Below are 25051 nucleotides of genomic sequence, written 5' to 3'. Positions count from 1 at the left end.
TACGTTCCGCCCGCATATATGATGCCGCGTCTGCGGCTGAGTCCGAGCCCCGCCGGGGTTGTCCGGCGGGGCTCCTCCTATCAATTTGACGGCCCTGCGCCTATATATATGGGGAGTATCCATTATGTTCAATGCTATCGCGCATGCTTTACTTGCCCTCGCGCCCGAGTTCGATGCTGCAAAGGTCGAGGACGTTCCTATGAGCCTAAAGGCCTGGATCGATGGTTCGCAGGGCAACATTCGGAGGGAGACGTTGGGCGCCAAGTGCATGGCGCGTCACTTCTTTGCAAATTAGCTATATGGCCTCGCACATGGTGGGGAATATGCAAAACTAGCGGTTGAGAAATCGCTTTAGCGACAGGGCGCATTGCTTTGGGCGCTTGTTTTGGGATTTGATGAAAGGGGACGGTTCCATGGCTCTTTGGGGCGGTCGTTTTGAGGCAGGCGTGGCCGAGGTCACGCAGGAGTTTGGCGCGTCGTTGCCGGTTGACAAACATCTCTATAAGCAGGATATCGCCGGATCTAAGGCACATGCCAAGATGCTGGCGGCCCAGGGCATTATCAGCGCCGAGGACGAGCAGGCGATTGCCGAGGGCCTGACCGGAATCGAACAGGATATCGATGCCGGCAACTTCACCTTTGATATCAACGACGAGGACATTCATATGTCCATCGAAAGCGAGCTGACGCGTCGTATCGGCGAGGCTGGCAAGCGCTTGCATACTGGGCGTTCGCGCAACGATCAGGTGGCGACCGATACGCGCCTGGGCGTCAAGGCGCTGGCCAAGGAGCTCATGGTGGCCAATCTTGAGCTGCGCCATGTGCTGGTGGATGCGGCCAAGAAGTACGACAAGGTGATTCTTCCGGGCTACACGCATATGCAGCACGCTCAGCCCGTGCTGCTCTCGCATCATCTGCTGGCGTATTCCTGGATGTTCGCGCGCGACTTTACGCGCCTGAAGGCCGCCTTTGATGCCGCCGACAACTGCCCGCTGGGTGCTGCCGCGCTTGCCGGTACGAGCTATCCGCTCGATCGCCAGATGACGGCTGCCGAACTTGGCTTTGCGGGCGTGATTCCCAACTCGCTCGATGCGGTTTCCGACCGTGATTTCCTGCTCGATCTGCATTACGCCGGATCCGTCATGGCGATGCACCTGTCGCGTCTTTCCGAGGAGATCGTGCTGTGGTCGAGCTCCGAATTTGGCTTTATCACGCTTTCAGACTCCTACTCCACCGGCTCGTCTATCATGCCGCAGAAGAAGAATCCCGACTTTGCCGAGCTTATCCGCGGTAAGAGCGGTCGCGTGTACGGCAACCTGGTGCAGCTGCTGGTAACCATGAAGGGCCTGCCGCTCGCTTATAACAAGGACTTGCAGGAGGACAAGGAGGGCGCGCTCGATACCGCTCACACGCTCATGCAGTGCCTGTCCGTTATGGCCGGAATGATTTCGACCTGGACCGTCAACGAGGATGCCATGGCGCGCGAGTGCGGCGTGGGGCACCTTGCCGCCACCGATGTTGCCGATTACCTGGCAAAGCGCGGTCTACCGTTCCGCGAGGCACATGCCGTGGTGGGGCACCTGGTCCTGATGTGTGAGAAGCGCGGCTGCAATCTTGAGGACCTGCCGTTTGAGGTGTTCCAGGAGGCAAGCCCGCTCTTTGAGCGCGATATTACCGAGGCGCTCGATATCCCGTCGATTGTCGCCGCGCGCACGACCGAGGGCGGTACCGCCCCTGCCGCCGTTGCCGTGCAGCTGCAGCGTGCCGAGGCGCAGCTCGTGGCCGACGAAGGCGTGTTTGGATCGCTAACCAAGGTTGTCGAGATGGGTCACGGGGCAAAGTAGAGGTTTGGCTGAAGACGTATTGTCCATTTATTGATAAATCGTTTTAGCTTTACGGGCGTCTGCTGATGCGGGCGCCCCTATTTTGCTGCTATGGGGGAGGGGCTTGTCGAGAACTTCTGTAGGACCTTTGGGCAGGTTGTGAAGGGGGTACGTTCGCGGGTGGCAACCGACCGCCCGCTCTGTTCCATGTGGTTGATGAGCGGTCGGATGGTACTCTAATCGGGCTTCGAAACAGAAGTGACACATATGGAGCGCTTTAATAAATTGCAGCGTTTCAATAAACAGCTTTTTGTTTAACTGCAGCTAAAACTCTGTTACGATGCAGTCCAGGCGGGTGCCGGAATGGGACTTGGGCACGCGCGAACCTACTTGAAAGGCTACCTTATGGCTATCGAGAAGACCTTCATCATGATTAAGCCCGACGCGGTGCGCGATCGCAAGATCGGCGAGATCGTTGCTCGTATTGAGCGTAGCGGCCTTGTCATCGAGCGCATGGAGATGACCACGCTCGAGCGCGCTACCGTCGAGGAGCACTACGCCCATCTGGCCGACAAGCCCTTCTTTGGCGGTCTCTGCGACTTTATGACGAGCGGTCCGGTCGTCAAGATGGTTGTTTCCGGTCTTTCCGCTGTCTCCAAGATGCGCACCCTTATGGGCGCCACCAACCCGCTTGATGCTGCTCCTGGCACCATCCGCGGCGACTTCGCCGTCGATGTCAACGCCAACGTGATCCACGGCTCCGACTGCCTGGAGAACGCCGAGATCGAGATCAAGCGCTTCTTTGGCTAAACCAGCTTTGACTCCTTAAAGCTGTTAGCGTGTGGCTTGGGCGCCGCGGAACTCCATCCGCGGCGTCCTTTTATATTCCAGTAGATTTTTGGGACATGTCTAGAAATCTACTAAAGAGCCCCCGCCTGGAATGTGCGTGCATTCCAGGCGGGGGCTGTCGCTAGCGTATGGCGTTGTAAGTTTTTAGGCCTCGTCGACGACCTTGAGACCGCGGGTCTGGTCGATCTCGTTGAGGAGGTTGACGCGACGCTCGTGGCGGCCGCCCTCGAACTCGGCGTCGAGCCACTCGTCGACGATCATCTTAGCGAGCTCGGAGCCAACGACGCGGGCGCCAAAGGCCAGCACGTTGGTGTTATTGTGCATACGGGAGAGCTTGGCGCTGAAGGGCTCGGAGCACACGACGGCGCGTACGCCCTCGACCTTGTTGGCAGCCAGGCTAATCCCGACGCCGGTACCGCAGATCAAGATACCCAGGTCGACGTCACCGTTGGCCACGGCCTTGCCCACCTTGTAACCGGCGATGGGGTAGTCGAAGCTCTCGGAGGTGTCGGTGCCATAGTTCACGACCTCGCAGCCGCGCTCCTTCAGGTGCTCGGAAATGATGTTCTTGAGCTCGACGGCGGCGTGGTCGTTACCGATACCGATCTTCATGAGTGGTTCCTCTCTGGTCCGTGCGGCGGAATTGCTAAAGGTTTTACCGCGTTCGACTGCATGATAGCGCGACTTTTGTGTAAACGCTCGGGCGTTTTTTGGTCAAACGCTTAAGCATGCAACAAGACCTGCTTTTCATGAATGAATGCCGCCAGTTTGTGCTTGAGCGCCGTCCGCCGGAACCGTGGTTGCGGTTTTTGATGCATTGTTATCAAATAAAGGAGCTAACTTTTTTGAGAGTCCAGCCCGTTATGCAAGCAGGAGATACCTATGCCTACCGATTCCATCCGTGATGCCGCGTTTTGCGATGTTTTGAACCGCGAGCTTGTCTGTGCACTCGGCTGCACCGAGCCCATTGCCGTTGCCTATGCAGCGGCGCTGGCGAGCCAGACGCTCGGTTGCGAACCCGATCATATGGATGTTGCCTGCTCGGGTAACATAATCAAGAACGTTAAGAGCGTGACCGTGCCCAACTCGGGCGGTATGCACGGTATTGAGGCCGCGGCCGTGCTGGGCGCCGTGGGCGGTGACGCCAAGAGCGCGCTCGAGGTGCTCGAGAGCGTTAACGATGAAGACCGCGCTCGTGTGGCCGAGCTCCTCGCCGACGCTGGCTACTGCGATGTGTCGCTTGTCGAGGGTGTGCCCAACCTCTACATCAAGGTGACTGCGACGGCCGGGGGCCATACCGCGGTCGTCGAGATTACCGATCACCACACTAATGTCACGTGCCATACGCTCGATGGTATTCCGGTATGCGGCAAGTCGGCGGGGGAGTGCGCCGCCTGCGCCGAGCGCGTGGTGGCCGAGCGTGCGGCAGATAACGCCGATACGCCCATGTCCATTGATTCCATCATCGACTTTATCGAGGACGGTGACATTGAGGGCGCCCGCGCTGCCGTTGAGCGTCAGATTGAGCTGAATGGCGCAATCAGTGCCGAGGGCCTTGCGCACGCTTGGGGCGCCGAGGTGGGTCGTACGCTGCTAGGTGCTCGTGCCGATGACGTCGCCTGCCGTGCCCGTGCCCGTGCGGCCGCCGGGTCCGACGCCCGCATGAACGGTTGCGCGCTGCCGGTCGCCATTGTGTGCGGCTCGGGCAATCAAGGCATTACCTGCGCATTGCCCGTCATGGAGTATGCCGAGTACCTGCGTTGCGACCACGAGCGTCTGGTGCGCGCCGTGATGCTGTCCGATCTTATCGCCGTGCATATCAAGAGCTATATTGGTGCGCTTTCGGCGTTTTGCGGTGCTATTTGCGCCGCGTGCGGCGCCGGCGCTGCGATTACCTGGCTGTGCGGTGGCACGCGCGAGCAGATTGGCGCGACGGTCTCGAATACGCTCGGTAACGTGGGCGGCATCGTGTGCGACGGCGCCAAGGCGAGTTGTGCCGCCAAGATTTCGGCTGCCGTCGATGCGGCGATTCTGGGACATGACATGGCCATGCAGGGGCGTGGCTTCCGTGCCGGCGAGGGTTTGATCCAGGATACCGTCGAGCAGACGATTGCCAGCATGGGCTACGTGGGCCGTGTGGGTATGAAGGACACCGACGTCGAGATCCTCAACATCATGATCGGCAAAACCCAAGTGTGCTAGGACAGTTCGTCGGCTACTTGGTGTTCGTAGAAGGCTTCTACTACGGCGTTAAAGTCGCGGGCGAAGCCTTCCATGGTTCCGCGCCAGGTGACTCGGTTGGGCTTGCCCTGGCCTACATAGGCAGTCTGAATGCCGCAGGCGGGGCTAGGGAAGTCGCGTTTGGGATCGTTGCCCACCATAAGGACCTCGTGCGGTTCGAGCCCCATCACCTGAAGCTGCTCTAGATAGTAGGTGGCATCAGGCTTGCAGCGGGTGGCGTTTCCCATGTGCGTGACGAGCTCAAAGGGGGCGTCGGCCAGGTCGCCCCAACCCATGCGGCACTCGATGGCCCCCTGCGGAAAGCTGGGGTTGGTAAAGAGCGCGCAGCGCAGCCCTGCGTCCTGTACGGCCTGGAGCGCGGCGTGTGCGCCCGGCATGGCATGGGCGTTGATGAGTTCGTCATTCTTGTACGGAAGAACTTCGCGGTCGTAGTAGGTAAACGCCTCGTAGATGAGGGGATCGGAGAGGCAAATCCCGCATCGGCGCTTGACCTCTTCTTGGTAAAACTCAAGATTGGTGCGGTTGTCCGTGCCGCTGCGGCGATTGGCGTTGAGGTCGACCAGGATGGTGCCGAGGCGTGCCATCGTGCCCCCGCGGCTGCGACGTCCGATATCCGCGAGCATCGATGAGACATCCTTAAAATAGCGAAGGATGAACGCATTGAGGTTAATGCTAAGAAGCGTCTCGTCCATATCGAAAACGACTGCTTTGAGCACGCGGGCACCTTTCTCGAAAAATCGTTCCAGAATCGTATGTCTGGGATACTTTACCCCAAAGCAGTATGCTTCACTGCTTATCGTCAACTTGTGGAGACAGTCGTTCACAAGATTGCGAAAAAGTCTCCATACGAGTAAAAAATCGCAGTTCACGCTTGAAATCGAAGTGATTTCCCCGTAATCTATACGGACGTGATTGCATAAGCGTCACATCAGTATCTGTCGGCTCCCGAGTGTTCCTAAACGTTGTGTGCTTGTCGCACCCTTCTGTAGGTCCTAGCAATCGGGGCCCCGTAGTTCGAAAGGGGTCCACCTTTGAGTGAGATTCAGAACTCGTCCATTTTCTCTCTTGACGATGTCAACGAGGAGGAGATGAACAACCTCATCGACGGTACGATTACCGACTTTGATGAGGGCGATCTCGTTAACGGCACTGTCGTTAAGATCGAGCATGACGAGGTGCTCGTTGACATCGGATTTAAGTCCGAGGGCGTTATCCCGGTCCGCGAGCTGTCCATCCGCAAGGACGCTAACCCTGCAGACATCGTTGCACTCGGTGATCCCATCGAGGCCCTCGTTCTCCAGAAGGAGGACAAGGACGGTCGTCTGGTCCTGTCCAAGAAGCGTGCCGAGTACGAGCGTGCTTGGAACCGCATCGAGGAGAAGTTCAACTCCGGCGAGAACGTCGAGGGCGAGGTTATCGAGGTTGTCAAGGGCGGCCTGATCCTCGACATCGGCCTGCGTGGCTTCCTGCCCGCTTCCCTCGTCGACCTCCGTCGCGTCAAGGACCTCACCTCCTACATGGGCACCCGCATCGAGGCCCGCGTCATCGAGATGGACCGCAACCGCAACAACGTCGTCCTCTCCCGTCGCGTCGTGCTCGAGGAGTCCCGTAAGGCCGAGCGCTCCGAGATCCTGTCCAAGCTCAAGTCTGGCATGCGTCTCCAGGGCACCGTTTCCTCCATCGTCGACTTCGGCGCCTTCGTCGACCTCGGCGGTATCGACGGCCTCATCCACATCTCCGAGCTCTCTTGGAACCACGTCAACCATCCTTCCGAGGTTGTCAAGGTCGGCCAGGAGGTTGAGGTCGAGGTTCTCGACGTCGATCTCAACCGCGAGCGCATCTCCCTGGGTCTCAAGCAGACCACCGAGGATCCGTGGCGCGCACTGGTCAAGAAGTACCCCGTCGGCGCTATCGTCGAGGGCACGGTGACCAAGCTTGTCCCGTTCGGCGCTTTCGTCGACCTGGGCGAGGGCATCGAGGGTCTGGTGCACATCTCCGAGATGGCTAACAAGCACGTCGACCAGCCTTCTCAGGTCACTCACGTGGGCGACAAGGTTCAGGTCAAGGTCATGGAGATCGACCTCGACCGTCGTCGTATCTCTCTGTCCATGAAGTCTGCTGCTGAGACTCTGGGCGTCGAGATCGAGGTTACCCCGCTGCCTTCCGAGAAGAAGGACGAGGAGACCGACGCCGAGTAAATCGGTTTGACGATCACTTGTTTTAAGGGATCCGTCCGTAATGGACGGGTCCCTTTTTGCATTTGCTGCTGAGGTGCGCGATGTCGTCCGCGCGCAATGCTGTCCGGGCTGTCCACAGGCTATTAGGTTTTCGGTGCATGAAAAAATGCCGACATCCCGCCTCGGGGAGGAGGCGGGAACGCACCGAGTAGACGGAGGGGTGCGGAGCGCGGTCGCGTCTCGACTGACGACGTTGCCCATCGACGTGATTATTGTAGCGCATGGGTGGTTCTTGGTTTATCGTGCGAGCGCTTGTGTTGTGCCGTTGCCTGCGGCAACGGTGTGCTACACTCTTGCACAGCTGAGTGGGCCAGACGGTCGCGCGATGTGCTGCTTGCAGCACGCGTGAGGAAAGTCCGGGCTCCAGAGGGCGGGATGCCGGCTAACGGCCGGGCGGAGTGATCCGACGGAAAGCGCCGCAGAAAAGAAGACTCCCACCTGCGCCGCAAGGCGTAAAGGGAAAAGCTGAAACGGTGGTGTAAGAGACCACCAGCGTCGTGGCAACACGGCGGCTTGGCAAGCCCCATCCGGAGCAAGCGCGAATAGGAACGCCATGGGCCGGCCCGGTCCGCGTTCGGGTAGCGTGCGTGGAGCTGCACGGTAACGTGCAGACAAGATAAATGACCGTTCACGACAGAACCCGGCTTATAGGCCCACTTAGCAACTTTGTTGACGCTGCGAACCCGTCAGCGCGGCAATCTGTCTTTCAAGCCTTCGGGCATGACCATAAGGTCAATGCCCTCGCCTTTCAAGGCACCTTGCTCACGCTGACGGGTTCTCGCTTTCGTTGACGGAATCATTGGCGGTTCCGTTCTTAGCGTTTCGCTGCCTTTGCCTGGTCATCGGCGTCGCCGTTCTTTTTACCGGGGTTATCGGTACGGCCTTTGCCGTATTATTGAGGCTGTTTGTTGCTGCGCTTTGGTTTGTTGAGGGGCTTTGTTGGACAGCTATTTTACTCTGCAATCGAATATTGAGGCTTCGGGCGAGTTTGTGGAACGCAAGAGCCGGTTTATTGCCCAGCTGGTCCATATTGAGTCCGAGGATGAGGCGAATGCCTTTATTGAGATGGTTCGCAAGCGTCATTATGACGCTCGACACAATGTTCCCGCGTGGATTTTGGTCGATGGACGCGAGCGCCAGAGCGATGATGGTGAACCGAGCCGCACGAGTGGTATGCCGACGCTCGAGGTGCTGCGCGGTGCGGGGCTCAAAAATGTTTGCTGCGTAGTAACGCGCTATTTTGGTGGCACGCTGTTGGGGCCTGGTGGTTTGGTGCGCGCCTATACCGCGGCGACGCAGGCGGCGGTGGCCGCGGCTCAGGAGGCCGGGCGGATCGTCGAGATGACGAGCGTCGTGCCGGTTGATGTGCATGTGGCCTATCCACAGTATGAGCAGGTGCTTCGCTTGGCGCAGGATTCGGGTGCCAAGGTTTCGGATACCGATTACGCGGATGCTGTGATACTTCACTTGGTGTTTAAAGCTGGGGAGCAAGAGCCGTTTTGCGCTAAGATGCGCGAGCTTATGGCGGGGCGCGAGGAGATTGAGGTCAGCGCTCCCGTGTTTGCTGAGTTCTAACGACGACGGCCGGCGTGCATTTGGATGAATCCCAAGCGCGCCGGCCGTCGTTTTATGTTGCTGCCGTTTACTCGGCGAGCTGCTTTAGCACATCGCAGGCGATCTCGACGGCATCGTCGATGCAGCCGGGGCAGCTGCGGAGCGGACCCTTGTCCGATCCGATGCCCTTGAGCGTGCCGCAGACGGTCGTCGTGTTCTTCTCGCCAAAACGCTTGGCGATTTCGCGCGACAGCTTGTAGGTCTGGCCCTTGGTCTTGGGGTTCTCCATGCCGTCACTCATTACAAAGCCCATGATGGCCACGGCACCCGAGATGGCGCCGCAGGTTTCGGTCATGCCGCCCATGCCGGCGCCAAAGCCCTCGGTGAGGGTAAAGGCGACCTGGGGGTCGAGCCCGACGGCGGGCGCGAGCGTGCAGGCGACGGCCTGCGCGCAGTTAAAGCCGCGGGCGTGGTACTCGGCAGCCTGAGCCTGACAGGCGGTGATGTCGAGCTGGGCTGTATCGATTCGCTTCATCGGTGTCTCCTTGATTACGGTGTACCCGCCTATGGTACCCTTGCCCGTGCATGTAATCATTGAGAGCTTCACGTATGCCTCATTTATATCCATCGAACAAATGCCTAAGGCTGAGACGAATGCCTCTGATTCATTTGTCACATAACCTACCTTGGGGATGGGTTGAGAGGGGTGCGGGGTAGCGGTATCGTGAACCGAATAAAAACAAAACCCAAGTAAGGGAGTTGGATATGAGCGAGCAGACCATCGGAACTACATGTGTTCAGGGCGGCTATCATCCGGGCGATGCGGAGCCGCGCCAGGTGCCCATCTACCAGTCCACCACGTGGAAGTACGACACGTCCGAGCACATGGGCAAGCTGTTTGACCTGGAGGAGTCGGGCTACTTCTACAGCCGCCTGCAGAACCCCACGTGCGATCTGGTCGCTGCCAAGATCTGCGAGATGGAGGGTGGTACCGCGGCGATGCTCACGAGCTCGGGCATGGCTGCGAACTTCCTCGCGATCTTTAACGTTGCCGGTGCCGGCGATCACGTGGTCGCAAGCTCTGCCATCTACGGCGGTACCTACAACCTGCTCGCCCACACCATGGGTCGTATGGGCGTCACCTGCACCTTTGTTGCCCCCGACTGCACCGATGAGGAGCTCGAGGCCGCCTTTAAGCCCAACACCAAGCTCGTCTTTGGCGAGACGATCGCCAACCCTGCCCTTGCCGTGCTCGATATCGAGCGTTTTGCCAAGGCCGCGCATGACCACGGCGTGCCGCTGATGGTCGACAACACCTTCCCGACGCCTGTGATGTGCCGTCCCTTTGAGTGGGGCGCCGACATCGTCACGCACTCCACCACCAAGTACATGGATGGCCATGCAGCCTACCTGGGTGGCGTGATTGTCGACCACGGCCAGTTTGACTGGATGGCCCATGCGGACAAGTTCCCGGGTCTCACCACGCCCGACGAGAGCTACCACGGCGTGACGTATGCCGAGAAGTTCGGTCGCGAGGGTGCCTTCATTACCAAGGCCACCGCGCAACTCATGCGCGATCTTGGCCCCATGCAGAACCCGCAGGCGGCGTTCTTCTTGAACAGCTCACTCGAGAGCCTGCATGTGCGTATGCCGCGTCATTGTGAGAACGGCCTGGTCGTTGCCAAGTTCCTGCAGAGTCATCCCAAGGTGCGCTTCGTGAGCTATCCGGGCCTGGAGGGCGATAAGTACTATGACCTGGCTCAGAAGTACATGCCCAACGGCACATGCGGCGTCGTGAGCTTTGGCTTTAACGGTGGTCGCGCGGCGGCCGAGACCTTTATGAAGAGCCTCAAGCTCGCCCAGATCGCCACGCATGTGGCCGACGCCCGCACTTGCTGCCTGCATCCCGCTAACGCCACGCACCGCCAGATGAACGATGAGGAGCTCATCGCCTGTGGCATTTCCGCCGACATGGTACGCCTGTCGTGCGGCCTCGAGGACACGGCCGATCTGATTGCCGACCTTGAGCAGGCGCTCGAGCAGTGCTAGGCTAGCTCCGTACAAGGTGCCGATGCTGGCAGAAAGCTTCGGTGACTTTTCGTTCCGATTCCGTAGGCGGGACCCCAATCGCGACTGTTTGCAGGCGATCGGGGTCCCGTTTTTTGCATTGCGCCACTCGAAAGGATGGATATGGAGAAAACCGCAGAGCAGCTGCGCCGCGAGCACATTGCCCTAGAGGGCGACACCCATGGCAAGAACAAATGGGCGATTCTGTTTACCGTGCTCATCATGACGTTTATGTCGTGTCTGGATTCGACCGTCGTGACCGTGGCGTTGCCCGTGATGCAAAAGGAGCTGGGCGTGGGCCTCGACCGCATTCAGCTGGTGAGCTCGGTGTACCTGCTTGCGACGTGCGTGGCTATGCTGCCGTTTGGCCGCCTGGGTGACGTGCGCGGCAAGGTGGGCGTGTTCCAGCTGGGCGTCATCGTCTTTACGGTCGGCTCGCTGCTTTGCGGCCTTTCGAGTTCGCTCGAAGTTCTTATTCTGGCACGCATTGTGCAGGGCGTCGGCTGCGCAGCGGCCATGGCCAACAACATGGGTATCATCACCGAGTCGTTTCCGGCGCGCGAGCGCGGTCGTGCCATGGGTATTCTCGCGACTTTCGTGGCCCTCGGCATGATGTGTGGCCCCGTGCTGGGTGGCGTGCTGGTGGCAAGCTTTCCCTGGGAGAGCATCTTCCTCATCAACCTGCCCATTGGCGTCATCTCGTTTATCGTGGGGCTCTCCACGCTGCCGCATGTTAAGCCGGAGGCCGGCGAGCGCCCCATGTCCCTGATTGAGGCTGCTCGTCGCTGCTTTGCAAATTCGGCCTTCACCATCAACCTTGCTTGCATGCTCATCGTGTTCGTTGGTATTGGCGCATCCGAGTTTATCCTGCCGTTCTATTTTCAGGACGCTCACGGCTTTGGTTCCGACATCTCTGGACTACTCTTTTTGGCGCTGCCGATGGTGAATGCCTTTATCGGCCCGCTTTCGGGTACGGTTTCGGACCGCGTTGGCTGCGAGGGCCCCACGGCGGTGGGCCTGGGTGTGTACGTGTGCGGTCTCTTTGCGGTAAGTACGCTCGACGAGCACTCTTCCATCCCTGTGATCGTGTGCTGTGTCGCGTTTATGTCGTGCGGAACGTCGATTTTTCAGAGCCCCAATAACTCACTGTACATGGGCTCGGCTCCGCGCGAAGCGCTCGGCTTTGCTGGCAGCCTGGGTAGCCTGGCGCGCTATGCGGGTATGGCAGTGGGCATTACGGTGGCGTCGAATATCCTGTATGGGCAGATGAGCGTGGCGATGGGCGAGGCCGTGACCAGTTTCGTTGCAGGCCGTCCGGATGTATTCCTATTCGGTTTTCGCTCGGTGTTCTACGTGCTTATGGCTGTGGCCGCTGTGGGTTTTGCGCTCGCCATGGTGCGTTTGGTGAGGATGCGCGCCCGCCATTAGCGTGTTAGGAGGCTGCCTGCCACGTATTCGCGCCGTCTCAAAAAAACTGGTTTGTGGTGCGATGCGGCTTGTGGGACGGGCGGGGGTCGGTCCGTGGTAGACTATCGAACAACGTTTATTAATCGCGCGGTATCGTTGCCGCGAGAAGGGGTTGCGCCATGCAGGAGCTTGAGGATCGTATTCGCCATGACGGCATCGTAAAGGCCGGTAACGTCCTTAAGGTTGATGCCTTCCTCAACCACCAATGCGACGTTGAGCTGTTCGACCACATGGGCGCCGAGTGGGCCCGTCTGTTCAAGGATGTCGAGATCAACAAGATCCTGACGATCGAGGCTTCTGGCATTGGTATGGCTTGCATCGCGGCTCAGCATTTTGGCGGCGTGCCGGTGGTCTTTGCCAAGAAGGCACAGTCCATCAACCTCGACGGCGAGCAGTACGCCACGACCATCTACTCCTTTACCAAGCAGAAGGAGTACCCGGTCATCGTTGGCAAGCGTTTCCTGTCTGAGGGCGACAAGGTTCTGATCATCGACGACTTCTTGGCCAACGGCTGCGCGCTCGAGGGTCTTATCAAGATCTGCGAGGCTGCGGGTGCCGAGGTGTCCGGTATTGGCATTGCGGTGGAGAAGGGCTTCCAGGGCGGCGGCGATAAGCTCCGCGAGCGCGGCTTTCGCGTCGAGAGCCTGGCCCGTATCGCCGATATGGACTGCGAGACCGGCGAGATCACCTTCGCCTAAGCGCGCAACACAAGCGATTGGTATGCGATGTGACAAAGGGACTGTCCCTTTGTCACATTTTTTGTATGAGGGGAGGTGTTGATATGGATGAGAACAAGATGGGATGGCGCGAGTATGCGCGCTATGCCGAGATGTCGGCCGAGGAGTTGGCGCGCGATTGCGAGGTGCAGGTGTTTCGCGCGACGGGTCCGGGCGGGCAGGGCGTGAACACGACGGACTCGGCGGTGCGCATGAAGCATATCCCTTCGGGAATTACCGTGACGGCGCGCGAGAGCCGCAGTCAGTTCCAAAACCGTAGTAGCTGCCTGCGTAAGCTGCGCGCTGAGCTTGAGCGTCGCGGGCGTCCACCGCGCCGACGCGTAAAGACCAAGGTGCCTCAGCGCTCGCGCCAGCGGAGGCTCAATGACAAGCACTTCAACGCGATTAAAAAGGCCAACCGTCGCAAGCCGGGGAGCGACGAGTAGCCGATTGTTTCGCTGGTCTTGCTAGCGGGTGGGGTGCCAGACCTGGAGGGCGCCGGCGAGGATGTCGACCTCAATGCGCGAGGCGACAACGGGCTCGCCGTCGGCCTGGATGGGGTAGTCGGGCTCCTCAAAGGTGAGCTCGGCATGGCGACAGCGGCGCATGCGAATCGGTGGCAACTTGGTATGGTGGCCGTCCTTGGCCGAAAGGAACATTGGCAGGGCTACCGCGCGAGGGACGGGACCGCAGGCGTAGCAGACGTCGAGCATGCCGTCGCAGGGGTCGGCATCGGGGCAGATGCGATAGCCCGAGCCATAGGTGGGGCCCAGCTGAATTGCCATGATGACCGCCCTCACGCGCTCGGCGGGCGCGCCGTCAAAGCTGACTGTCATGGGGTAGTTGCGATAGCGTAGGCCAAACTGCTCAAGTCCTGAGAGGGTGTAGAGCGGCGCGCCCGTCAGGCCGGTCTTTTTGCGCAGCTCGGTGGTGCCAAGGCCGATGGCGGCATCGATGCCGACCGAAAGCGTCTGGTCGTAGTACTCTACGGTAGCCTCGCCGCTGCCGCTCGCGGGGCTCCACGAGCGAATGCGCCCGATGTCCTGACGCTGCAGCTCGCAGGTGAGCAGCGCGCCAAAATCCTTGCCGGAGAAATCGTCGATGCCGAGCGTCTGGGCAAAATCGTTGCCGGAGCCCACGGGCAGGACGGCAAGGGCGGGGCGGGCGTCCTCCTTTTGCGTCATAAGCCCGTTGACGACCTCGTGAATCACGCCGTCGCCGCCAAGGGCGATAACGGTGCGATAACCCTGTGCCTGTGCGGCCAGCTCCTTGGCGTGTCCCATACGCTCGGTCAACACCAGGTCAAACTGGGATGCGCGTGCAGTCATGTCCAAAAAGCGTTGCAGGCGCTCGGCAACTTCGCGTGCCGCACCCGACTGGGCGGCTGGGTTGGCGATGATGAGCGTGCGACCAAAATCAGTTGCGTGCATGGGGCGACTCCCGGCGTATGACGTGACGGTGCGGTCGCGCTCGGGTCGAATTGCTCCCGATTGTGGCTGCACGGCGAATACTAACGTCTACTCTATCAGGTCGTTGTGGCGCTCGATAGCCTCTGCCACCGTGCCGCCCTCGTCCACAATAAGCGAACGGCGTTTAGGCGAGACAATGCGCTGGGCGGGGTACACGCCGCGGTGTCCGCCGGCGAGATAGCTGATAAACGCCACGATCACGAAGAAGCCGGCGGCCGTGCCGTGGAACAGGTCGATGGCCATCATGCAGGTGGTGATGGGCACGTTGAGGCCGGCGCAGAACACGCCGAGCATGCCGAGAGCCGCCAGAAAACTGGGGTCAAGCCCGGTAAGGCAACCGATCCAGCCACCGAGTGCCGCACCGATGCCAAACAGGGGCGTGACCTCGCCGCCTTGGAAGCCCGCGCCCAGGGTAAGCGCTGTGACGACCAACTTGATGGCTGCGTCCGCCAGGGTGGTGTTGCCTGCAAATCCGGCGCCGGAAAGCCACGTGGAAAGGCCGGCGTAGTCCCAGGCGTCAAGGAGGGCATAGGCGGCCAAAACCACGAGTGCGCCTATGAGTGCGCGAACGAGGTAATTGGCGATAAAGCGACCGTACAGGCTTTTGACGGTTCGAACCGACCAGGCAAAGAGGCGTGCCGTCAGGCCGAAGATAATGGCGCTGATAACAACGATGACAACCGTCCGTGGTGTCATGTTGGGAACGCTGGCGATGACATTCGCCTCGTACTCGGTTCCCAAGGCAAGCGACGTAAAGTAGCCGGTAAACGAGGCGACCAGGCAGTAGATGCCCGCGGTGTAGTCGATCTTGCCGATAAAGCACATCTCCATGCCAAAGAAAGCTCCAGCAAGGGGCGAACCGAATACGGCGCCAAAGGCCGACGAGATGCCGGCGAGCATGAGGTCGTGGTGGTCATGCTTTTTGAGGTGGGCGAGGCTCGAGATGTTGCTGGCGATGGTGCCGCCAATCTGCACCGCAGCTCCCTCGCGACCGGCCGACCCGCCTGTTAGGTGCGTGAGCGTGGAGCAGACGAAGGTGAGAACGGCCATGCGCATATGGATGAGGCGTGTGCCCAGAGCGGAGTCGATGACCAGGTTGTTACCGCGTTTGGCGGCAAGGCCGTGGTTTTTGTACACCCATGCGGTGGCAACGCCCACAACGGGAAGCAAGGCGTAGACCCATGCATGGTGCTCGCGATAGTCGGTCGCGATATTCAGCGAGGTCAAAAACGCCCAGGCGGCAACGCCCATGGCGAGCGAGACGATGACGACGAGTGTGAGCAACTTGGCGCTCGCGAGTAGGTTGCGGGCGTTGCGGCGCGTGTCGGCGGCCAAGAGATGCTCGGAGCGGGTGAGCTGATGCCTGCCGGCCATGATGACGTCGTTCAGGGAGAAAAAGCCGCCGTCGTCGAGCGACTGAGAATGATCCTGCGCTTCGTTTGCGCTTTCGGGTTTGTCGGTAAAAGTCATACGTTCCTCTTTTGGGTTGCAACACGAGCATTATAAAACGCGGTAAACGCGACGAGCCGGTGGGTTGGTTTTGGTTTTGTTTCGCGGCTTGCGGCCGACAGATGTATTTGCGGGTACAGGCCAAGTCGCGGTCGCGCGTCGAGGGATTATACTGAGAGAAACATAAAGAATCGGCGCTTTTGTTGCGCGCCGCAGCATGCTAGAGGTGTATATGGCTGAGAAACTCATTCCGTTGGAGGACGCGCAGGCGATCGTCTTGTCGCACGTGAATCGCACCGAAGTCGTCGAGATTCCCGTGTGGCAGGCCGCCGGTCTTCCCTTGGCAGAGGATGCGGTGGCCGATATCGACATCTCGCCGTTTGCCAACAGCGCTATGGACGGATATGCCGTGCGCTCGGCGGACTTGGCGCAGGCATCTGGCGAGGCGCCGGTGACGCTCGACGTTATCGGACACGAGGCTGCGGGCCATGTGTTTGAGGGCACAATCGGCGCGGGCGAGACGGTCCGCATCATGACGGGCGCGCCGGTACCCGAAGGTGCCGATGCCGTGGTGAAGTATGAGATCGTCGATGTGCTCGTCGGTGACGGCAACGAGGGTTCGCGTATGAGGTTCTCGGCGCCTGCCAAAGTAGGGGAGAACGTTCGCTCTGCCGCCGAGGAGGCCCATGCCGGCGATGTTGTGATGCACGCCGGCGAGGTCGTGGCTCCGGCGGGCGCCGGCTTGTTGGCGAGCGCCGGGTATGCGAGCGTGAAGGTGCATGCCGCGCCGCGTGTGGGCATTATCTCGCTGGGCACGGAGCTGGTCGCGCCGGGTGAGCTGCCGGCGCGCGGGCAGATTCGCGACTCCAACTCGTCGGCGTTGATGGCCGAAGCGCTCGATGCAGGAGCCGAGCCCGTGTTCTACGGCATTGCGCCCGATGATGAGCAGGCGATTGCCGAGCTGGTGCATCGCGCCATGCTGGAGTGCGATTTTGTCATTACGAGCGGTGGCGCCTCGGCAGGCGACTACGACTACGTGACGGCGCTCGTCCGGCGCGAGGGCGAGGTGCTGTTCGATCGTATCTCGATGCGTCCGGGCAAGGCCATCACGTTTGGCTTGCTTGGGGGTAAGCCTTACCTGGGACTTTCAGGCAATCCGGCCGCGGCGTATGTAGGCTTTGAGATGCTTGCCCGCCCGGCGATTCGCAAGATGCGCGGCTTTGCCGAGGGCGTGCGTCCCGTGCAGCAGGCGACGCTCACGCACGGCGTGAAAAAGCGACAGCATCGCCGCTTCTTCGATCGCGCCACGGTTTTGCGTGACCCCGAGACCGGTGAGCTGTTGGTGACCGAGGCTAAGACGCAGAATTCGGCGCTGCTTGGAACGATGCAGCGTGCGAACTGCCTGTTGCGTGTTGACGAAGGACCGTGCGACCTCAAGGTGGGCGATGTCGTGGACGTTGTTCGCGTCGACCTGCCCGAGGGCGCCGTGTTGTAGGAGGAATGCTATGGAGCTGAAGATATCGATCGTGACGTGCTCGGATACGCGCGATCTTGCCCAGGACGAGGCTGGAGCCGCACTCGAGGAACTTATCGAGGCGCAGGGCTGGATGGTCGCCTCGCATGTGGTCGTGCGCGACGACGTCAGCGAGATCGGTGATGCCATTGTGGAAGCCGCCGATGAGTGCCACGCCAATGTCGTGCTCACCTGCGGCGGCACGGGGCTTTCGATGCGTGATGTGACGCCCGAGGCGACGCGTGCCGTCTGCGACCGCGACGTGCCGGGTATTGCGGAGGCGATCCGTGCGTACTCCATGACCAAGACGCGCCGCGCTATGCTCTCGCGCGCTATTTGTATGCAACGAGGTCATACACTTGTCGTTAACTTTCCCGGTTCTACGAAGGCCGCCCGCGAAAGCTGGGAGGCCATAGCGGACCAGCTGGAGCATGCGGCTCAGATGACAGCGGGCGGCGGACATACCAACTAAGCGGTTTACCTGCGGCGGAGCGACCTGAACGGCTGCTCCGCCTTTTATTTGCGCCCAAGGGGACGGCATTCTGTAGGCATGCTTGAAACTATATTCTCAGACGAGAATAATTTCTCATAATCATTATTCGCATCGAAGTATAATCTAATTACAGAATAAAGCCCGCGGTGGGGTACCCGGGCGCAAGGTCCGAAAGGGTTGAACATGTTCGATATGGTTTCTCGCCGCGGATTCGTCTCACTCTCCGCTGTCGCCGCTGCCGGCCTTGGCCTTGCCGGCTGCTCCGGAAACAAGGAGCCTGAGTCGACCGGTTCCGATGCCGGCTCCGCCAAGATTTCGTCCAAGAAGGCTGTCGAGCTGCAGGTCTTTGCCGCCAACTCGCTCGAGAAGGCTCTGCCCGAGGTTCAGAAGCTCTACACCGACCAGACCGGCACCGCCTTTGCCGACACGCAGTTTAAGGCTTCTGGCGACCTCGTTGAGCAGATGCGTGCTGGCGCCACGGTCGACGTGCTCATCACCGCCTCCAAGGGCACCATGGACGACGCCGAGGCCGCCGAGCTCGTCGACACCGACACTCGTGAGGACATGTTCGTCAACGACCTCGTGATCATTCGCGCCGAGGGCTCCGACACCAAGGTCGAGGCCATCGCCGACGTCGCGAATCTGGACGGCAAGATCGCCATCGGCGACGCCAAGACCGTTCCTGCCGGCAAGTACGCCAACCAGGCGCTGGCTTCTGTGGGCCTCTACACCGGTACCGAGGGTGACGACGGCGGGTACGCACCCGAGATCGCCGACAAGGTCGCACTGGCCGACAAAGTTGGTACCGCTGCGTCTTACGTCTCTACGGGCGACTGCGTGGCCGGTTTTGTCTACAGCTCCGATATCTTCCGCTATGACGGCATCGAGGAGGCCTTCGTGTGCCCCGAGGATTCGCACAAGCCCATCGTGTACCCGGGCGCCGTTGCCGAGAGCTCCGAGCACGCCGACGAGGCCAAGGCGTTTATCGACTTCTGTCTGACCAACAAGAAGGCTCAGAAGATTTGGGCTAAGTACGGCTTTGAGCTTTCCGCGTAGTGCGGCTTGGCGCGATAATTCCATCGTTTTGTGTTTCACTCCGTCCTTCTATTCGCTTGGAGCTTTTCGTGCTTAATAGATTCCGCATGCTTGTCGCCTGTGCTTTGACCTTCGCGCTTTGCTGGGTGCCGGGATTTGCGTTTGCTGGGGTCGCTGAGGACGGGGCCCAGGTTGCTGCGACCGCTCATGGGCTTTCCTATGGGATCGAGGGTTTTGAGCGGTTGGCCAAGGGGACCGCTCGTGCTATGGAGGGCCAGCCCGAGGGCTACCGGTTTCCCGTTGACGAGGATGTGGACCTTGTAGTGGCGCCTGCTGCCGATCGCGTTGTGGTGTGGATATCGCCCAAGGCGGCCGAGAAGTATGGATTGGATCCGCAGGACAACGAGTGCGTATCGGGTCTCAAGGCCCTCGTCTGTGAGCTCGACAGCGCAAACTCCATGGGAGGTGCGCAGCTAGGGGACGTTGATCTTCCTTGGTATGTTACGGCGGAAACAACGTTTGATGCCGGCGGGTATACCTATGGCTTTGACGAGCGCGGTGCGGATGGGGACCGCTATGTGGTGATTGCATCGGCCTCGGGTGATGCCAAGGGCGGCGCGCGTTGGCTTGATAGCGCTCAAATGGTAGAAGCATCGTCTGTCGTATTGCGGGATGAGCAGGGCCCCTTGACCTCTCTGGCTTCCTTTTTGGGCGACATCGACTATCGCCCGTTTTGGGTGTCCATTAAAACGAGTGGCCTTGCCCTGGTGATTGCCTTTGCGCTGGGCCTGTTTGCCGCGTGGAAGACTATGGGTACCTCGAGTCGCATCAAGGGCCTGCTCGATTCAGTCTTTACGATTCCTATGGTGCTGCCGCCCACGGTCTGCGGCTTTCTGCTCCTCATGCTGTTTGGCCGCTCGACCGGGGTGGGCCAGTGGCTCATCGCGCACGGCATCTCGATCGTCTTTACCTGGCCCGCGGCGGTCATTTCGGCCGTCGTTGTGTCGTTTCCGCTGGTCTACCGCACGGCGCTCGGAGCCTTTGAGAGCCTTGACACGCAGATGCTCGATGCCGCGCGAACCCTGGGATGGTCCGAGCGTCGCATCTTTACCAAGCTTATGATGCCGCTTGGCTGGCCCTCGATTGCCGCCGGCGCGGTGCTTGCCTTCGCGCGTGCCATGGGCGAGTTTGGCTGCACCCTGTTCTTTGCGGGCAACTACGCCGGCATTACCCAGACCATCCCCATCGCCATCTACTTTGAGTGGATGGGCGGCAACACGTCGGTGGCCCTCTTTTGGGTCGTGGTCGTAATTGCGTTCAGCTTCCTGGTCATTCTGTTCATCAACATGTATACGGCGCATTCGCAAAAGTATCGCGAGCGTGGTCTCTCCCGTGCAGAGCGCAAACAGGCCAAAGATCTCGCCGGACAGGGCGATTCGCTCGACCCGGCGGGCGGCGATGCCTTGCGTATCGATCGCGAGGCGCTGGCCGAGCTTATGCGCGATGACGCCGTCTCGAAGGGAGGTCGATAGACCATGTCGCTTGTCCTGGATATCAAAAAGCGCTATCCCGGCTTTACCCTCGACATTCAGCTCGATGCCGGCGAGGAGCGTGTGGCGCTGCTGGGCGCCTCGGGTTGCGGCAAGAGCTGCACGCTGCGCTGCATTGCCGGCGTGGAGGCACCCGACGAGGGCAAGATCGTCGTCAACGGCGTGACCTTTTTTGACTCTGCGACGGGCATCAACCTTTCGCCCCAGGAGCGAAAATGCGCCCTGATGTTTCAAAGCTATCAGCTGTTTCCAAACATGACGGTGGCCGATAACGTATGTGCCGGCGTTGAGGGTGCAGGCGACGCCGCAGCGCGCAGACAACTTGCCGAGCGCTACTTGGGTATCTTTGGACTGGCCGACTTTGCCGACCGTTATCCCGCGCGCCTCTCGGGCGGCCAGCAGCAGCGTGTGGCGCTTGCTCGCATGGTGGCGGCACACCCGGGCATTTTTATGTTCGACGAGCCCATGAGCGCGCTCGACGCGTATCTCAAGAGCGCGCTTGAGCAGAACATGCTCGACCTGTTCGACGTCTGTAACCGTACCGTGCTCTACGTGAGCCACGATATTGACGAGGCATGCCGCCTGTGCGAGCGCATTTGCGTGATGCATAACGGGCATGTGGAGGAGATCGGCTCCGTCGAGGACGTGGTCCGCCGGCCGCAAACCTTGGCTGCGCTGCGCCTGACGGGCTGCAAGAATACGAGCCGCGCGCGTAAGATCGGCGACGAGGAAGTTGAGGCCCTCGACTGGGGCATGACCTTCAACGTGGGCCGTGAGGTTCCCGATAACGTGGCGTACCTCGGTATTCGTGCGAGCTACTTCCATATGGACAACCGCGCAGAGCGGGGTCGTAACAGCTACGACCTGCATGTGGCTCGCGTGAGCGATTCGCGTTTTGAGCGCTTGGTGCTGTTGGACGTGCCACGTGTCGATGCGCCGACGCGCCTGCAGTGGAAGGTCAACAAAGTGAACGTAGCTGCCGACGGGCTGCCGCAGGCCGACGAGACCCTGCGCATGCACTTCGATGCGAGTAAGATCCACTTGGTTTGTCGATAGCGCCGGGTAATGCCGTCGGGGATATAAGCCTCGGCGGCTTTGTCTTGCCGTTCGCCGAATGAAGGATGACAAACTCTTATCAATCAAGATAATTATTTATTAAACGACGGCACACGAGGCTGTCGTACGAATGTCAACGGTGTTCGCAGGGGCGATGACCGTTGATATAGTTGACCTCGACTGGTTAAGGAGGGTGCGCACATGCCGCAGACGACATACATTCGCCGCGTTGCCGCGCGCGCCCAGCATATGGCTCGGAGTCGCATATGAGCAGGTATGTTCACGGCTCCGGGAGAGACGACGCACAACTAAATCATCGACCGCAAAGCAGGTTCCCTAAAATTCCGGGTTTGAGCACGGCCGGGCAATCGCCGTCCGTCGTGCATCGATACCGCTGTTATCCGTTTTTGGTTCGAGAGGGGAACCGTTATGGCTGAAGCAATCGAAGAGGTTACGTTGCCCAGAACGTTTGAGGAGTTCAACGAGCAACGCAAGGCGGCGTTTATTCGCGTCAAGGATTATAAGCAGGCGGGTAATCGCCTGGTCGGCTTTTTGTGCAGCTATACGCCGCTCGAGATTATCGATGCCGCGGGCGCCTCGAGCGTGGCTCTGTGTGGTACGTCCGACGAGGTGATTCCCGAGGCCGAGAAGGTGCTGCCGGCAAACCTGTGCCCGCTCATCAAGTCGACCTACGGTTTTGCCTACTCGCAAAAGTGCCCGTTTACGTACTTTAGCGACATGATCATCGGCGAGACCACCTGCGACGGCAAGAAGAAGATGTACGAGCTACTCAACGAGCTCAAGCGCACGCACATTCTGCATCTTCCGCAGGGTCGCGATCGTGCCTACGAGCGTGAAGGCTGGTACGAGGAGTGCCGCCTGCTCAAGGAGGAGCTCGAGGGCTTCTACGGCATCACGATTACCGACGATGACCTGCGCGCTGCCGTCCGTCGTCGCAACCGCTTGCGTGCGGCCCAGCTCGAGATGTTTGCACTGCAGGCCAACCAGCCGGCGGCCATGAGCGGCGTCGACCTGATGAGCACCATGTTTGCCGGTACGTTTAGCTTTGATATCGAGGCCTATACGCAGCAGCTGGAGCAAAAGGTTGCCAAGCTGCGCGAGACCTACGACGCGGGCGAGCGCCCGGTTGCGGCGGATGCCAAGCGCATTCTGATCACTGGCTGCCCAGTGGGTGGCGTAATCAACAAGATCGGTCGCACCATCGAGTCCAACGGCGGTGTGGTCGTGTGCATGGACGATTGCTCGGGCGAGCGCACGGCGGCCATGATGATCGACCCGGAGGCTCCCGATATCCTGCGCGCCATCGCCGACCGCTACCTGGACATCAACTGCTCGGTCATGACGCCCAACGACGGTCGTATGGAAAACACGCTGGCCATGTGCGAGAAGTATCATGTCGATGGCGTGGTAGAGAGCGTGCTACAGGCCTGCCACACCTTTAACGTGGAGAGTGCGCGCATGCAGGAGGCTGTCGAGGGTGCGGGTATTCCGTATATGAAGATCGAGACCGACTACAGCAACGGTGACATGGGCCAGATCGAGACGCGCATCGCTGCCTTTATCGAGACCCTGTAGGACAAATGCGGCAAAGGGATAGCTGCTTTGCCGCATAGAAGGAGGATGCCGTGGTTGGCATTGGTATCGACATAGGCTCGACGGCCGCGAAGGCTGCGGTGGTGGAGACGGACAACGCCATTGCGTGGACCTGCGTCATGCCGACGGGGTATTCGTCGGTCGATGCGGCCGAGCGCCTACGCGGTGAGCTCGCCGCAGCCGGCTATGACGTGACGGGCGACGATGTTCGCGTGATCGCGACTGGCTACGGCCGTGTCGCGGTGCCCTATGCCAACAAGGTGGTGACCGAGATCACCTGCCATGGTGCCGGCGCGGTCCGCCTGTTTGGCGAGCAGGGCACGGTGATCGACGTGGGCGGCCAGGATACCAAGGTCATCCAACTCAAGGGCGGCCGCGTGGCCAAGTTCGCCATGAACGACAAGTGTGCCGCCGGCACGGGGCGCTTTCTGGAGATCATGGCCGACCGCCTAGGCATTTCCCAGCAGCAGATGGCCGACCTGGCGCGTTCCGGCGAGCCCACCAAGATCAGCAGCATGTGCACGGTGTTTGCCGAAAGCGAGGTCATCAGCCTGATCGGTCGCGGTGAGCCGCGCGAGAACATTGCGCGTGGCGTGATCGACAGCGTGGTCTCGCGCGTGGCGACCATGGCCGGGCAGGCCGCGGGTGCCCCGTACTACCTGACCGGTGGCCTGTGCGAGAACGCCTTCGTGGTGGAGCGGTTGGGCGAGCTACTGGGGTCGCCGGTGACCACCTCGCCCCAGGCTCGCTTTGCCGGAGCGATCGGCGCGGCGATTCGCGCACAGGCGCTCGATTAATGCATCGGCCGTGGGCCTGCATTCATGCGTATACTGGGAGGAAATGATTGACCGATGAGAGGAGGTATCGATGGCTGACGATCAGATTAAGCTCACGTCCATGACGGCCGCGAGCGGTTGAGCCGCTAAGTTGGCTCCCGGAGCCCTCGCCCAGGTCCTGGGCGACTTACCCAATGTGCATAACGACAACTTGCTCGTGGGGTTCGATACCTCCGACGATGCGAGCGTCTTCCGCGTAGGGGAGAACCTGGGGCTCGTGCAGTCCATCGACTTCTTCCCACCGATGGTCGATGACCCGTTCCTGTTTGGCCAGATCGCTGCGGCCAACTCGCTGTCGGACATCTACGCCATGGGCGGGCGGCCGAGCCATGCCATGAACCTGCTTTGCATACCCAGTTGCCTGGGCGTTGAAGTTGCCGGTCAGATTCTGGCGGGCGGCGCCGATAAGTGCGTCGAGGCGGGTTGCTCCATCGCGGGCGGCCACACCATCAACGACGACGAGCCCAAGTACGGTCTGTCCGTGAGCGGTTTTGTGCCACTCGACCACATGCTCGCCAACAGCGGCGCACGCGTGGGCGATGTTCTGCTGCTGACCAAGGCGATCGGCTCGGGCATCATCACCACGGCCATTAAGGGCGAGCTCATCGAGCAGGACGAGGCCGCAGCCATGTTTGACTCGATGCGTACCCTCAACGAGGCCCCGATTCGCCTGGCCGAGGGACTCGAGCTTCACGGCTGCACCGACATCACGGGCTTTGGCCTGATCGGGCATGCGTGCGAGATGGCCGAGGGCTCGGGCGTGCAGATTGAACTTGCGTCGGGGGCGGTGCCGCTCTTTGACCAGGTGCTCGATATGGCGCGTCTGGGCATTATTCCTGCCGGTGCCTACCGCAACCAGGACTTCTTTGGCCCGCGCGTGGCTGCCGACGAGGACCTGGAGCCGGGCATGTTGGATGCACTGTACGATCCGCAGACCGCGGGTGGTTTGCTCATCGCGGCGCCTGCTGCCGATGTGGATGAGCTTGCGCGCCGTCTACATGCCGAGGGACGTATCGCCGCCGTCGTCGGGCGCGTGTGCGAGGCGGAGCCGGGCGGTCCTGCCGTTCGCGTTGTTCATTAAG

23 protein-coding genes and 1 other RNA gene are annotated in these 25051 nt (G+C 60.4%); 19 read left to right on the top strand and 5 right to left on the bottom strand.

The window, feature by feature from the left end:
* Positions 1-124: 124 nt before the first annotated feature.
* The 3 genes from DWW73_RS10160 to ndk all read left to right on the top strand — a co-directional run bounded on the left by DWW73_RS10160 (position 125) and on the right by ndk (position 2633).
* Complete coding sequence (locus DWW73_RS10160) at positions 125-295, top strand: hypothetical protein (protein WP_156058436.1); 171 nt, start codon at positions 125-127, stop codon at positions 293-295.
* A 118-nt stretch (positions 296-413) separates the two neighbouring features.
* Positions 414-1844, top strand: coding sequence for an argininosuccinate lyase (argH, locus tag DWW73_RS08645; RefSeq protein ID WP_117779342.1), 1431 nt, complete (start codon positions 414-416; stop codon positions 1842-1844).
* A 384-nt stretch (positions 1845-2228) separates the two neighbouring features.
* Positions 2229-2633 (top strand): nucleoside-diphosphate kinase, encoded by a 405-nt coding sequence (gene ndk / locus DWW73_RS08640; RefSeq protein ID WP_055251725.1) that lies wholly within the window; start codon positions 2229-2231, stop codon positions 2631-2633.
* 183 nt (positions 2634-2816) lie between these two features.
* Here the strand turns inward: ndk and rpiB are convergent, their stop codons facing one another.
* Positions 2817-3284, bottom strand: coding sequence for a ribose 5-phosphate isomerase B (gene rpiB / locus DWW73_RS08635; protein ID WP_089571605.1), 468 nt, complete (start codon positions 3282-3284; stop codon positions 2817-2819).
* A gap of 270 nt (positions 3285-3554) precedes the next feature.
* Between rpiB and DWW73_RS08630 the strand changes: the two genes are divergently transcribed.
* Positions 3555-4874 (top strand): serine dehydratase subunit alpha family protein, encoded by a 1320-nt coding sequence (locus DWW73_RS08630; RefSeq protein ID WP_117629410.1) that lies wholly within the window; start codon positions 3555-3557, stop codon positions 4872-4874.
* Here DWW73_RS08630 and DWW73_RS08625 read toward each other — a convergent pair.
* Entirely contained in the window at positions 4871-5629 is a 759-nt protein-coding gene (locus DWW73_RS08625; protein ID WP_117779341.1) for an HAD family hydrolase, read from the bottom strand. The genes DWW73_RS08630 and DWW73_RS08625 overlap by 4 nt on opposite strands.
* Before the next feature lie 315 nt (positions 5630-5944).
* Here DWW73_RS08625 and rpsA point away from each other — a divergent pair, with 315 nt between their 5' ends.
* From rpsA to DWW73_RS08610, 3 genes are all read left to right on the top strand, one after another.
* A complete protein-coding gene (rpsA, locus tag DWW73_RS08620; RefSeq protein WP_022095232.1) occupies positions 5945-7111 on the top strand; it encodes a 30S ribosomal protein S1 in 1167 nt (388 codons plus the stop codon).
* A gap of 341 nt (positions 7112-7452) precedes the next feature.
* An RNA gene (rnpB, locus tag DWW73_RS08615) (RNase P RNA component class A) lies at positions 7453-7814 on the top strand.
* A 272-nt stretch (positions 7815-8086) separates the two neighbouring features.
* Complete coding sequence (locus DWW73_RS08610) at positions 8087-8725, top strand: YigZ family protein (protein WP_199413504.1); 639 nt, start codon at positions 8087-8089, stop codon at positions 8723-8725.
* Between the two features lie 67 nt (positions 8726-8792).
* Here DWW73_RS08610 and DWW73_RS08605 read toward each other — a convergent pair whose 3' ends face one another.
* Complete coding sequence (locus DWW73_RS08605) at positions 8793-9239, bottom strand: C-GCAxxG-C-C family protein (RefSeq protein ID WP_117779339.1); 447 nt, start codon at positions 9237-9239, stop codon at positions 8793-8795.
* Between the two features lie 230 nt (positions 9240-9469).
* Between DWW73_RS08605 and DWW73_RS08600 the strand changes: the two genes are divergently transcribed.
* From DWW73_RS08600 to DWW73_RS08585, 4 genes are all read left to right on the top strand, one after another.
* Positions 9470-10753 (top strand): O-acetylhomoserine aminocarboxypropyltransferase/cysteine synthase family protein, encoded by a 1284-nt coding sequence (locus DWW73_RS08600; RefSeq protein ID WP_117635735.1) that lies wholly within the window; start codon positions 9470-9472, stop codon positions 10751-10753.
* Between the two features lie 141 nt (positions 10754-10894).
* Positions 10895-12199, top strand: coding sequence for an MFS transporter (locus DWW73_RS08595; RefSeq protein WP_117779338.1), 1305 nt, complete (start codon positions 10895-10897; stop codon positions 12197-12199).
* Between the two features lie 158 nt (positions 12200-12357).
* Positions 12358-12936, top strand: a complete 579-nt coding sequence (locus DWW73_RS08590) for a xanthine phosphoribosyltransferase (protein ID WP_117629416.1) — start codon at positions 12358-12360, stop codon at positions 12934-12936.
* An 83-nt stretch (positions 12937-13019) separates the two neighbouring features.
* On the top strand, positions 13020-13400 hold the full coding sequence (locus DWW73_RS08585) for a peptide chain release factor-like protein (protein ID WP_192919550.1): 381 nt from the start codon (positions 13020-13022) through the stop codon (positions 13398-13400).
* Positions 13401-13421: 21 nt separating this feature from the next.
* Here the strand turns inward: DWW73_RS08585 and DWW73_RS08580 are convergent, their stop codons facing one another.
* Together DWW73_RS08580 and DWW73_RS08575 are read right to left on the bottom strand one after the other, a co-directional pair.
* Positions 13422-14384 carry a diacylglycerol kinase family protein gene (locus tag DWW73_RS08580; RefSeq protein WP_117779337.1) on the bottom strand — a complete coding sequence of 321 codons (963 nt, stop codon included), beginning with the start codon at positions 14382-14384 and terminating at the stop codon, positions 13422-13424.
* A gap of 87 nt (positions 14385-14471) precedes the next feature.
* On the bottom strand, positions 14472-15893 hold the full coding sequence (locus DWW73_RS08575) for a chloride channel protein (RefSeq protein WP_199413503.1): 1422 nt from the start codon (positions 15891-15893) through the stop codon (positions 14472-14474).
* 211 nt (positions 15894-16104) lie between these two features.
* On the opposite strand from DWW73_RS08575, the gene glp reads away from it, so the two are divergent.
* The 8 genes from glp (at position 16105) to selD (ending at position 25050) form a co-directional block, all read left to right on the top strand.
* Complete coding sequence (gene glp, locus DWW73_RS08570) at positions 16105-17367, top strand: gephyrin-like molybdotransferase Glp (RefSeq protein WP_117779368.1); 1263 nt, start codon at positions 16105-16107, stop codon at positions 17365-17367.
* Between the two features lie 10 nt (positions 17368-17377).
* Complete coding sequence (locus DWW73_RS08565; protein WP_117779336.1) at positions 17378-17857, top strand: molybdenum cofactor biosynthesis protein B; 480 nt, start codon at positions 17378-17380, stop codon at positions 17855-17857.
* Between the two features lie 204 nt (positions 17858-18061).
* Positions 18062-18934, top strand: a complete 873-nt coding sequence (modA, locus tag DWW73_RS08560; RefSeq protein WP_117779335.1) for a molybdate ABC transporter substrate-binding protein — start codon at positions 18062-18064, stop codon at positions 18932-18934.
* Between the two features lie 68 nt (positions 18935-19002).
* Positions 19003-20445 (top strand): molybdate ABC transporter permease subunit, encoded by a 1443-nt coding sequence (modB, locus tag DWW73_RS08555; protein ID WP_233509176.1) that lies wholly within the window; start codon positions 19003-19005, stop codon positions 20443-20445.
* Positions 20446-20448: 3 nt separating this feature from the next.
* Positions 20449-21519, top strand: a complete 1071-nt coding sequence (locus DWW73_RS08550) for a sulfate/molybdate ABC transporter ATP-binding protein (protein WP_117779333.1) — start codon at positions 20449-20451, stop codon at positions 21517-21519.
* A gap of 429 nt (positions 21520-21948) precedes the next feature.
* The gene (locus DWW73_RS08545) at positions 21949-23115 is read left to right on the top strand and encodes a double-cubane-cluster-containing anaerobic reductase (RefSeq protein ID WP_199413502.1); all 1167 of its coding nucleotides are present in this window, start codon (positions 21949-21951) and stop codon (positions 23113-23115) included.
* Between the two features lie 50 nt (positions 23116-23165).
* Positions 23166-23930 carry an acyl-CoA dehydratase activase gene (locus DWW73_RS08540; protein WP_117779332.1) on the top strand — a complete coding sequence of 255 codons (765 nt, stop codon included), beginning with the start codon at positions 23166-23168 and terminating at the stop codon, positions 23928-23930.
* A 70-nt stretch (positions 23931-24000) separates the two neighbouring features.
* Complete coding sequence (gene selD / locus DWW73_RS08535; RefSeq protein ID WP_117779331.1) at positions 24001-25050, top strand: selenide, water dikinase SelD; 1050 nt, start codon at positions 24001-24003, stop codon at positions 25048-25050.
* The last annotated feature ends 1 nt before the right edge of the window (position 25051 follow it).

This window comes from Collinsella sp. AF16-8, assembly GCF_003462695.1.
Classification (GTDB): domain Bacteria; phylum Actinomycetota; class Coriobacteriia; order Coriobacteriales; family Coriobacteriaceae; genus Collinsella.
Note: the sequence above shows the minus strand (reverse complement) of the source record. Positions and strands in the feature narration are given on the sequence as shown.